General features: G+C 33.6%; 9 protein-coding genes and 1 pseudogene. 9 read left to right on the top strand and 1 reads right to left on the bottom strand.

Annotated features, from left to right (window positions below):
• Window positions 1-16: 16 nt before the first annotated feature.
• Window positions 17-529 (top strand): annotated as a pseudogene (locus tag MHI33_RS11755) (guanylate kinase); the annotation flags it as partial.
• Here MHI33_RS11755 and MHI33_RS11750 read toward each other — a convergent pair.
• Window positions 526-1,212 (bottom strand): hypothetical protein, encoded by a 687-nt coding sequence (locus tag MHI33_RS11750; RefSeq protein ID WP_340911425.1) that lies wholly within the window; start codon window positions 1,210-1,212, stop codon window positions 526-528. The pseudogene MHI33_RS11755 and the gene MHI33_RS11750 overlap by 4 nt on opposite strands.
• A 745-nt stretch (window positions 1,213-1,957) precedes the next feature.
• On the opposite strand from MHI33_RS11750, the gene MHI33_RS11745 reads away from it, so the two are divergent.
• The 8 genes from MHI33_RS11745 to MHI33_RS11710 are packed head-to-tail and all read left to right on the top strand — an operon-like array spanning window position 1,958 to window position 12,103.
• Window positions 1,958-2,269, top strand: a complete 312-nt coding sequence (locus MHI33_RS11745) for a hypothetical protein (RefSeq protein WP_216927165.1) — start codon at window positions 1,958-1,960, stop codon at window positions 2,267-2,269.
• A 27-nt stretch (window positions 2,270-2,296) separates the two neighbouring features.
• Entirely contained in the window at window positions 2,297-3,631 is a 1,335-nt protein-coding gene (locus tag MHI33_RS11740) for a hypothetical protein (protein WP_216927164.1), read from the top strand.
• 56 nt (window positions 3,632-3,687) lie between these two features.
• On the top strand, window positions 3,688-4,818 hold the full coding sequence (locus tag MHI33_RS11735; protein WP_216927163.1) for an AAA family ATPase: 1,131 nt from the start codon (window positions 3,688-3,690) through the stop codon (window positions 4,816-4,818).
• 40 nt (window positions 4,819-4,858) lie between these two features.
• Window positions 4,859-5,476 carry a hypothetical protein gene (locus MHI33_RS11730; RefSeq protein WP_216927161.1) on the top strand — a complete coding sequence of 206 codons (618 nt, stop codon included), beginning with the start codon at window positions 4,859-4,861 and terminating at the stop codon, window positions 5,474-5,476.
• A gap of 9 nt (window positions 5,477-5,485) precedes the next feature.
• A complete protein-coding gene (locus tag MHI33_RS11725; protein WP_340911419.1) occupies window positions 5,486-7,009 on the top strand; it encodes a replication protein in 1,524 nt (507 codons plus the stop codon).
• Between the two features lie 14 nt (window positions 7,010-7,023).
• A complete protein-coding gene (locus MHI33_RS11720; protein ID WP_340911416.1) occupies window positions 7,024-8,082 on the top strand; it encodes a DNA primase in 1,059 nt (352 codons plus the stop codon).
• 10 nt (window positions 8,083-8,092) lie between these two features.
• Complete coding sequence (locus MHI33_RS11715; RefSeq protein ID WP_340911413.1) at window positions 8,093-9,793, top strand: DHH family phosphoesterase; 1,701 nt, start codon at window positions 8,093-8,095, stop codon at window positions 9,791-9,793.
• Between the two features lie 15 nt (window positions 9,794-9,808).
• Window positions 9,809-12,103 (top strand): DNA polymerase, encoded by a 2,295-nt coding sequence (locus tag MHI33_RS11710; RefSeq protein WP_340911410.1) that lies wholly within the window; start codon window positions 9,809-9,811, stop codon window positions 12,101-12,103.
• Window positions 12,104-12,110: the final 7 nt, after the last annotated feature.

Below are 12,110 nucleotides of genomic sequence, written 5' to 3'. Positions count from 1 at the left end.
ATCAGGTCATAGCGGCAGCGGTAAAACGAGTTTGATGCGTCACATCATGAAGAATGAAGTCGTATCATTTACTACCAGGAAACCAAGACAAGGAGAAGTTGATGGCCTAGACTATAAATTTATTAGTCTAAAAAAATTCGAGGAGTTAAAGGAACAAGGTAAGTTAATCGAACAAGTTGAATATAGTGGCAACTACTATGGAATTGATCAAGAAGAATTTGAAAATAAGATGGGTATAGGGGATGCTTTTGTCATTGTTGATTATCATGGAATGCAGCAGATAAAAAAGTTCTATCCTAATTTTGTCACCTTGTTTTTGTACACTCCTTACGATCAGGCTTATAAACAAATGATCCAAAGGGGAGATACATTAGATAAAGTTGAACAAAGATTGAGTACATACTCTGAAGAGATGAAAAATAAAACCTATTATGATTATGTTATAAGAAACAATCATAATAGGTTTAGAGTCACTAAAGAGATCATTGAAAAGGTTATAGAATCAGAAACAGGTAAACCATCAAATTAATATTTCTTGCCTAAACGAGTTTGGTGCGTTACTTTAGTCAATTTCTTCTTACGTTTTTTATCTTTGTAAACAGTAAGAATAAATTTATTGTTCCAGTATCCATTTTTAGGGCTGTAGTATGTATTTACAGTGTAGTAAAACTTTTTCTGCCCAGTAGAGCCTGATGAAGAAATTACCGCAGATACAATAACAGCAATTGCTTTAGCTGTAAAAATCGCACCAGCAACTGCACCAGTTCCAGTTGGTAGCATGAGAATAGCTCCAGTGACAAGGAAAATAACTGTGGTAGTGATATTTATTTCGTTTTTGTAAGACTTCACGTGTTTCCAATTGTAGCTTTTATTGGAGAGGGTATCAAATTGTGAATCACTATCGATACTTAAATCTTCTCCAATACCGCTTTTTATTTGTTCAATCGTTTCTTTATCCACTAATTTATTGTTAATTCGAAGTTCGTCTTCATTGCTGTTGTAAGATACAACGCCTACATTTTCACCATCATCAATTGAGACAGTTTGTACACCGTCCTTAATAACAGAAGTGAAAGTATGCAACTTACCTTCAATCTCAATTTGGTGTGAATCCTTGATTTCGTTTGTTGTCTGATTAGCTGCAGCTACTGTTTGAAGCGGTACTGTTGAAAACAACATTAACCCTAAGAAAACAAGCACTAACTTTTTCAATTTACTATTCCCCCTTGTTTGATTTGACGTTATAATGATAACATATGTTGGTTTTGTTGGTAATATATAGATGACTATTTAAACTGAATTTAAGCGGGGGATGATTGTTTGTTTTTTTACTATCTAATTGGTCTAATTGGGGTGCTGATCGGATCAGTTCTATTGAGCACAGAAGTTGAAGGTTCTACATTTATTATGAGATTCATTTTAAATCTGCTTGGTATGGCTTTTTTTGTAGGGTCAATTTGGTTTGTTAGAGCTAGGCATAAGAAAATGAAACACCGCCAATGAAAATTTTTCAAGCACCAACTGTGATTACAAAGGGAAAGTTTCATTTTACAGAATTCGATTATAGGGGAAATTAAAATGGCAATGTTAAAATCAAAATTGTTTCGTACGGTGTTTGCAACATTTTTTGTTTTAACACTAATGATTTGTCTTTTTAACATGGCGGTGTTCCCAGGAACGCCAGCATCTTATTACGTGGTGCTAATAAGCAAATTCATTGGTGTAAGCTTGTTTAATGGTGTGTTTTATGGAACATTGTTTTACTTGGTAATAACATTGATTAATTATCTTATTTCAAAAACGTCTAAACAAAATTAACAGGGAGAGAGCGGTCTATAGCCGTTCTTTTCCATTCTAAATAAAACTGTCATTTTAATTTAAAAATAACACATAAAAGTCATTGACTAAAATACAAATTACATATATTATAGAGTTACAGTAACGAGGAGGTGAATATATGAAGCTATTGAAAGTGAAAAAGAAAGCAGTGGATACATATAGGCATACTGTAAAAGGCAATCACAAATTATCGGATGAGAAAATTCAAATGAAACTTAATCGACATATCATTTGTTTAAAGGAAAGAGAGCCAGAAAGAATAATCAAGCAAGGATTATTAGGTAGGGTTTATCTTTATGGAAATCTAATGATTAAAGTTCGATTGGGGAAGATTGTAGACATTATTAATCTACCTCATAAACTTAGAATTGAAAAACGTTTAGAAGATAGTGTGTTTCAAGCAATTGAAAAGCAATTGAAAAACAAATAACAAATATAAAGGGGATTAATTATACATATGGCAAAAAAGAAAAGCGATATTAAAATCAATAAAAATCATGAAGGAAAAGAATTTAACAACTTTTTCAGATTTGTAGGAAAAGTAAAACCTGTTATGAAAAAGGATGATGCGACAGATAGCTGGGTGGAAGCAGCGATTTCTGAATTAACGCAAACAAAAACAGGCAAAGATCGTAAGGTAGTTCAGTTTATTGTAGAAACAGCCCATAGAAATGAGCTTAAGGTCGAGCTTGCTGGAATGGAACAAGCTTTTGTTTATCCTTACAGTTCTAAACATAAAAAGTCTTTTAAACTAGAATGGGAACACAGATTCGATAAAACAAAATTTCCAGACGAATCTTATAAAGTAATTGCAACTGATTGGGACTTGTGTGATGAACTAGCTGGACTTATTAAACCTGGTATGTGGGTTGATGTAAGAGGGGTATATGAATTCAGTTCGTTTAAGAATGATGAAGGCGAAACTGTAAATGTAGTAAAAAGAACAATTAAACAAGTTTATCCATTAAAGAATGGCCAAGTTGAAATCAATAATGTCAAATTAGGCGATGAATACAGGGTTTATGATTCAGAAGAAAATGGGACATTGCTTGGTTATGGGAAAGCTAAAGAAGAAGTCATTAAAATCAATGTAGGTTGGCTTTCGCCAGAAGGTGGAGATATCTTTATTACCAAATTAAGTAATGGGGAAGAAGGTAAAAGAGCAAAAGCTACATATAACGAAAACGTAAGTGAATCTGATCGAATTAAAGTCATTAATAATGTTGAAAGTACAATTAGAATTAACAAAGAAGATGGTTCATATGAGTACATTCCATATATCAGAGACTTCAAATCAGAGAATTTTAATGAAATCAATGAATTTGAAATGCAAATCGGTATTAAGAGTGTTTATCAACCTGAAGATTCTAAAGATACGAAAGTGAATGCTGCATTTCTTGGTTACGGTAAAGAAAGAAGTGAAGTGTATGATGTTGAATTAACTGTATTTCATAAAGAACCAGAGGAAGGAAAAAGATCAATTGCTGAGGCCTTTGCTAACTTAAACAGATTGGATTTTCTTGTAGTACATGGCATCGATAACAACAGAGCAGAATTTGCTACAGTCGAGGTGGAAGAACCAGAAGAAGATAATCCATTTGCTGATGTTGCTGAAAAAGTGAAATCCTATGAACAAGTTTCGTCTGGGACAAAAAAAGGTTTAGAAATTCTAAATGTTTTTGCAGGGACATACGTAAAAGAATTGCTTACTGAAGAAGAGATCACAGGAGAGTCAGATCAACAAGATCCTTTCTCTAATGTTTCAGTTTCGGACGATGAACTCCCATTTTAATTTATATACATATTAAATAAAATAAAAATTACATATATAGAGAGGTAGATATTTATATGAGTTTTAGAAAAAAGGTTAAGAACATTGTACCTAAAGTTGATTTGCAATCTTACATGATTGGGTTTGTCGGAGGTTATAAATCTGGTAAAACCCGATTGTGGAAAGAGCTAATTGAAACTTTTTATCCAGAGCAAAAGGAGGCTGGTCTGTTATTAGCTTTTGAGCCAGGCTACAATACATGGGAATTAGATTCTGTAATTCCTATGCATGATTATGACTGGAAATTTTTTAAGGGCGAAGTAGTAAAAGGTTTACTTGAAGAAGCTAAAAATGGGCGTGTTACTAAGGTTCTAGGTATTGATACAGCTGACAGATTGATGGACATGGCTACAGATTACATCTTAGATGAATTAAATAAGAAGTACGGAAAGAAAATGAAAACTCTTCAAGAAGTTGCTGAGACTATTAAAGGTACTAATGGTTACATGCTATTAAAGCAAGAAGTGTGGAAACAGGTAGATTTATTGAAAAATGCAGGGTACGGTATCATTTGGTTGGCGTGGACTAAAGAAAAAGAAACAACGACCAGAGATGATCTTAAATATAACTCTATTGAATTGAAGATGAGTAAAACAGGAGCGGATATCTTTGAGTCTCAAGCCGATTTAATTGTTACGTTACATAATGAAGTAACAGTGATGGATAAGCTTGGTAATGAACTCGAGGAAAATTTAAAGAATAAAGGTGGGAAAGAACAAGCAGCTAAGTATCACTCGACAGAAGCATATATGTATTTTCTACCCTCCAGTTACATTGGAATTGGTGGTGGGAGGTTTACAGATCTTCCTGAGAAAGTTCCTTATGGTGTTCAAAACTTCCTAGATGTCTTTGAAAATGCTGTAAAGGGACAACTTAAGAAAACTACAAAAACTATCTCTGAACTTAAAAATGAAGAGGGTCAAGTAAGGGAAGATAAGGTGAAAGAGTTTGTAGATAAAGTAAATGAACCCGATCCTAATGAAGTTCTTGAAGAAATTAATTCTCTTGTTTCAGATATTGAACGTGATAAGAAATTTGAGCTGTCAGAGAAGTTTAAAGAGGTCTTTGGTGAAGGTAACTATAAGCAACTTAAAACTGTTGAAGATTTGAACAAAGCTCTTGAAATTGTTAAATCATTTTTAAACTAAGAGGGGTTAATCCCCTCTTCAATGTACAAGAGGTGACTGTATGAAAGGCTATAAATGTAGATTCTGTGGTTTGAAAAATGACCATATGCAAATGAAGTGTTATTCAAAACCTACGGGTAAGTTTAACAAAAACGGTTCCGAGAAGATGGCGAGAAAATACGTCCATATAAAATGTGATGAAGAATATAAGAAGAATGAGGCTTTTAAAGAAAAAGAATTAAAAGAATTAGACGAATTGTTTACATATCTTAAGGAATTGCACAAGATCGATACGTTGGATGGCCGAATGATGGAGAAAATCCAAGACCTCAGAAACGGAACAGTGGTGTTCAATAAGAAAAAAATTAAAAGATATAAAGAAGGAGTGCCTTTTAGAGACATTTTATATACATACGAGGTAAATGAAACTTACATTAACGAAACTATAAGTAACATGGTTTTCGCTACAAAGTGGAATGAGTTTTCCTATGTGTTTGCAATTGTTATAAATAACATTAACGATTCAATTGGCGCTGCTTCAAATAAAGAAACTGTGATGAATCGTAGAGAGGCGATTATTGATAATAATTTAGTTGATCAGACCTCCTATTCTATTGATGAACCAGCACAATACAACACTAACAAAAAAGATGTCTTGGATATCTCGGAATTTTTATAGGAGGGTTTGATGGGAAAACATTTAGCTGAATTCGTGGATCCTTCGCAGGTGCATGAAGCTTTATTTGTAGGGTATCTTTGGAGTAACCCTTCATTGTATCAAAGGTATAAGACACATAAAATAACAAACAAAAGTTTCACAGAACATACATGGTATTTTTACTACACTGTTGGTCTTCAAATGTTTGATAACGGTATTCGTGACTTTGATGATAAAACCGTATACTCATTTGTTGTCTCCAGACCAAAAGAAAAAAACAAAAAAAGCTACATTGACGCATATAACGATTTCGGAGCATTTCAAACGATAGAAGAAATAATGAAGGAGTGTCAAAAAGATACTCATAATGAGGAATATCACTTATCTGAGATTCAAAAATTTGAAGTACTCAGAAATATGCAATCTGTAGGCCTGATTGATGTTGGAAATGAAGAACAAGTAATTAAATTAACTCGAATGAATTTAAAGCAACTGCAGTTGTATATTCAATTCAAGCATAAGGAAATGTTTGCGCATGTTAACGCTGGAGAAGTAATTGAGCACGATTTAGTTGATGATTTAGATGAAACGATTGAAGACCTAGATTCGGGTGAGTCTATGGGAATTCCCCTACATGATTCACCAAGACTTAGTAGGAAAATAAAAGGATGGAAGGATGGTTCTCTATATTATCTTGTATTAGCTTCTGGAGTCGGGAAAAGTTCGATTGCAATGGAGAAATTTATACTTTCTTTATTTGAAAATCAAGAAAAAGCAATCTTGGCCATTAACGAAGAGAGTGTAAAGAAATGGAGATCGCTTCTATTAGCTACTATTTGTTCTAAGATATTAAAGACACCTCTAAATAGAGAGAAAATGTTCGAGGGAAAATTTGATAAAGATACTCTTCAAAAACTCAACAATGCTAAAGCGTGGGCAGTTGAAAAAGGGCAAGGTCTTATTAAAACACTTGAATTAAAGAAATATAGAATTGAAGATGTTTTGAGTAGAGTTGAATTATACAGACCTAAAGGATACAAAAAATTAATAATTGACACCTTTAAACCAGATAGGTCTTCAAAAGATAAAGCTCGATGGGAGGCGTTTTCTGATTCAGCACAAGAGTTACACGACCTAATCAAAGAAGATAACCAGAATGTCGGGACTCTGGCAACCGTCCAACTAAAATTGGGTAAAGAATCAAGGTTTTTGGATTTAGACGCAACAGGGAAGAGTATGGAGATAAATGAAGTAGCTGCGGTTGTAATGATGGGAAGACTGCTTTATGACGATGAATACCCAGGAGCTAAAACAGCTAACGGTAAAAACAGTCCATACATATTGCACCCTTACAATTACAAAAAAGATGAGTTCGATGGTACATATTACAAAGAGGATTACAAACTTGATCCTAAAAAGACATACTTAGTTTTATTTCTAGCTAAAAATCGTTTTGGGAGTGAAGAAGAGCAAATCTTATATGAGGTTAGTTATGGAATAAACACATTTAAAGAAGTTGCATTAGTCCAAGTGCCTCGTATTGGAACGCACTAAAAGGAAGATGTCGAATGTCTGAACTCAAGGCAATTAAGGAACGAATTTTCAATGACAATCTAATTAAAGAACTATTAACTGATTTAGGTTGTTGGAATATCCAAAATGAGCAAAAAGGGAAGCTAATTGTTGCTGGCTTACCAGATGGCGATAATGAAAGAAGTGTGCAAATTAAAAATTCGCCTACGTTGACAGCAAATATTAGATCGAAGGGTATATCAGGGGATATTTATGATGTTATTTCATACATAGTATTTGAGGCTCAATCAGATGAAGAGAGAGTAAAATCATTAAATAAAAGTAAGTTTTGGATATGTAAGAAGTATGGATATTTAGAATACATAGATGAGTTTTACAAAACCACTTTAAAAGAACAAAGACCAAATTTAAATAAATGGTTAACTGGTCTTAAAAACAAAAGGAGTGAAACGCCTCATACTATAGAGAATAAAATAATTGAAGTCTCGTATGAAAACCAATATGGAATACTGCCATATTTAGACTGGTTTAGAAGTGGGTTGCGTATAAGTACTCAAAAGTACTTCCAAATTGGATTGGATATTAGATCAGAAAGAGTGACCTTTCCAATACATAATGCTGCAGGTCAATTAATCGGAGTTAAAGGACGCTATTGTGGACAAGATTCAAAAATTGAAGAAAAGTATAAATATCTTTATATTGTTCCATGCAATAAATCAATTGAGTTGTTTAATTATCATCGAGCTCTGCCGTACATAAAAGAAAAACAAGAAGTGATTATTGTTGAAGGTGCTAAAACGACAATGTTTTTGACGCAGTGGGGATATAAAAACTGTGTTTCTGTAGAGGGAGACTCTCTGTCAGATGACCAAATAAATCTGTTGAAAGCTTTAGGTTTAAATATAACTTATGTATTTGCTTTTGATAAAGATAAGCCATCAGATTTTGTACTTGCTGAAGCGAATAAGCTTAGAGGAAGAGTTAAATATGGCGCATATGATACTGAAGGTTTACTAAAGGACAAAGAGTCCCCCACAGATCAAGGAGAAGAAGTTTTGAATAAACTTTACTCAAGTAAATATAAGATTACATAGAGGTGAAGAGTTGGAGTATAAGGTAATTGGAAATAATGATTTTGAGCAGGATATCATCAAAACTATTTTAAGTAATAGGGGAATTTATAGTTCTGAGATGGGTTCTGTTTTAAACCCATCAGCAGTCTACGAGCAACCTTATTCTTCATTATGTAACATAAATAAGGCTTCTGAATTGCTATTAGATCATTTGAAAAATGGCAGTGATATTTTTATCCAAATTGATAGTGATACTGACGGGATAACTTCTTCTGTAATTTTAATGAAGTACATAAAGAAAATGTTTCCAAAATCAAAAATAACATACAGGATGCATGAAGGGAAAGAGCACGGAGTTATTCTTGATACAGTGCCAGACAATACGGATTTAGTAATAATTCCAGATGCAGGTTCCAATCAATACGAAATCCATAAGGAGCTTAAAGAAAGAGGTTGTGACATATTGGTTATCGATCATCATGAATGTGAGGTTGAGCCCCCACATGCAATTGTTGTTAATAACCAGCTTTCACCAAATTATTTAAACAAGTCTTTAACGGGGGCTGGAATGGCTTACAAAGTGTGTCAAGCTCTTGATGATAAACTCGGAAAAAACTATGCTGAAGAGATGCTTGACTTAGTTGCGATTGGCAATATTGCTGATTCTGCAGATTCAAGATGTTTAGAAACAAGATATTACATATCAAAAGGGTTAGAGGGTATTAAAAATCCATTTTTGAAAAAGCTGTTTAAAAAGCAAGAGTTTTCGACAAATGGTGTTAAAACAATTCAGAATACACAATTCTATATTAATCCGCTTATTAATGCTGCGATTAGAGTAGGTTCAAAAAAAGAGAAAGACCAGTTAATCAAATCATTCCTAGGTTCAAGAGAAAAGGTTCTTTATAAGAAGCGTGGATCTGCAGTTGAAGAGTCAATTTCAATTCAAGATGATACTGTAAGAATTTTAACCAATTTAAAGAATAAACAAAAGAGATTAGTTGATAAAGCAACTGATGAAATTGTCCAAAAGATACGCCAAGAAAATTTGTTAGAAAACAAGATACTCTCTGTATATATAGAAGGTATTCTTGAAAAAAACTTAACAGGTTTAGTCGCAAATAAACTTGCTGATACGTTTAAACGACCAGTTTTACTTGCTAGGGATGCAGAAAAAGCTGAGTTTTTAACAGGGTCGATAAGAGGATATGATAAAGGGGAAGTTAAAAACTTTAAAGAGCTGTTGGTGGGGACTGGTCTATTTGAATTCGTTGAAGGACATGCTAATGCAGCAGGATTTTGTATCAAAAAGAATAGTTTTAAAAAAATTAATTCGGCGCTTAACGATTTGTTAAAAGATATTGAACACAAGACAGTTCTTGATGTCGATTTTGAAATCCCATTTAAACTTCTCAAAGAAGATTTTATCTTAGAGATTGGCAATCAAAGAGAGTTATGGGGATACAAATTAGAAGAGCCTTTAGTTGCTATCACTGATATCCATGTGAATAAAAATGAAATAGAGATACTTAAAAAAAGAACAACTACTCTGAAAATAAGATCAAATCAAGTGGAGTTTAAAAAACAATTTTATAAAAACGAGTTCCCCCAGTTAACAGATGAAAGTGAAAGTTATGTCTTGGCCTGTATAGGAAAATGCAAGTTATCTAGTGAAAATAAACCGTACATTGAAATCGTTGACTTGGAAGTGGTACATAGATTTCTTTTTTAGAAAGGAGGAATGCTCTTGATCATAAATCCAAAACTCGAAACAGAAGTGACTAAAAAATATGAAAAACACTGGATAGAGGATTTTGAAGAAATCAAAAATCTTTTTGATGAAGACCAACCTAGATTATGCGTGATTGATTCTGAAACTACAGGGTTGCATATTATCAACGATAAGCCTTTTATGTGGGTATTTGCTTACAAGCTACCAAAGGAGAAAAGGAAAGAAGGATTAGAGGGTAGAAGTTTTGCTTTTAACTCTAATAAAGAAATACTTTATCAAGTATTACAATTGACTAAGAAATGCACTATGACTGTTGGGCACAACGTGAAATATGATTTGCATATGTTGATTAATGGTGGAGTTGAAGAAGAAGAGGTATTTAATTTAGCCAATGTTACAGACACTATGGGATTATGCAGACTTACATTTGATGCTGTTTCAGCTAGAGATGGTGGAGATATGTTGGGGTTAAAGAAAGTCTCCGAAAAATATATTGATCCTCGAGCAGCAGAATTTGAAAAAGAAGTCAAAAAAGAATTAAGAAGAATAAATGATCAAAAAAGAAATCTTTTAAAAGAATTGTTAAAGCCATACAAAGACATTGGCTGGGGTATTGGAAAAATTAAAGATGCATACAAAGTAAAAAAGAGAAATGATATGGATCAATTTACAACCGAAAGGAAGCAGCGATGGATTACTATTCCTGCCGAAATAGAAAAGCTATATCGTAATTGGTTAAAAGAAAATCCTTTTGCTAATTATTCAGAAGTTGACAGGGATATAATGATGGAATATGTCCATAGTGATGGAATTTACACTCTGGAAATAGTGGAAATGACTTATCCTACAGTTTTAAAACGAAAACAGAAAGCGATACTTGAGCACGAAAATAAGTTGATTATGGAATTACTGAGAATGGAACGAGTGGGCATGAAGGTTGATATGCCTTACTTAAACGAATGTTTCAAAAAATGCGAAGATGAGATACAAAGTCATTACGAAGAACTTTGGAGTATCGTCGGAGAAAATTTTACAGCTTCACAGGCATCTGTTATACAGGATTATTTTGAAAAAAAGTTAGGAGAAAGACCTCCTACTACAGATAAAGCGTTTTTAAAAAAGCACAAAGATGATAGGCTATCCCAACTAATTACTCGGCTAAGAAGATTAGAGAAATGGCAGTCTACATATATATCTAGAATCATAGAAGTAGCTCAATATGATGAGCATTTTTATACTCAATATGGACAATTCAACACCGTATCTGGTCGATTAGGTTCCGATGCACAGCAGTTTCCTAAAGAGAGAATCCTGACAGAAGAAGGAGAAAAATATGAAAAAGAACATGGTGAAGGTAAAGCCCCCTCAAGTTTTGAAATTTTCTCCCCAAGAAGAGCTTTTATTGTAGAGGGAGGGGATTATGATCAAATTGCATACTTTGACTTATCGCAAATAGAATTACGAGCCCAAGCAAACTATACGGTTCTACTAAATAGACCTGATTTAAACCTTTGTAGAGCTTATATGCCTTTTAAATGCAGTCACTATTTAACAGGCGAAGAGTATAGTTTTACAAGAAAAGAGGACAGGATAAGATGGTCTGAAAAGAAAGAAGACGGTAGCTCTGTATGGCTTTTAGAGGACGGGGTAAGTTGGACTCCTACTGATGTTCATAGCGAGACATCTCACAATACGCTCATCGCATTAGCGTTTGAGTGCGTAGAGAAATATAAACAATACATACATAAGTCAGATTCTCCAGTTGATGAAAAATCATTTAAAAAGTTTTGGAGATACATAGGGAAAATGTTTAATTTTATGAGGAACTATGGCGGAGGAGCAGCCAAGGCTTCTGAAGCTCTGGAAGTTTCTATGGAAATTGCAAATGCGTTAGTATCAGGGTGGTCAAACACATTCCCTGAGGTATCTCATTACCAAAAGCAAGTTGCTAAAAAGGTACAGAAGGATAAGCATGCCACCAACATGTATGGACGTGTTTACTTTCTGAGTAATAGAGAAAAGGCATATAAGGTTGGAAACTATCTTGTGCAAGGTTCATGCGCTGATATGTTAAAAGCATATGTAATAAAGATAGGGGAATTTTTAAGAAAAAATAATTGCAAATCATTGCCACTAGCTAATATTCATGACGAATTACAATTTCTAATTTATAAAGGAGAGGAATGGATTTTCCCTCACATTAAGAGAATTATGGAAGATGTAGAATGGATGCAGGTACCTGTAGTTGTGGATCTAGAAATCACTAATACAACTTGGGCAGATAAGAAAGAAGTAGAATGTATTGCATAAAGGAGTG

The sequence above is a fragment of the Bacillus sp. FSL K6-2971 genome, from assembly GCF_038006405.1.
Lineage (GTDB): Bacteria > Bacillota > Bacilli > Bacillales > Bacillaceae > Bacillus > Bacillus pumilus.
Note: the sequence above shows the minus strand (reverse complement) of the source record. Positions and strands in the feature narration are given on the sequence as shown.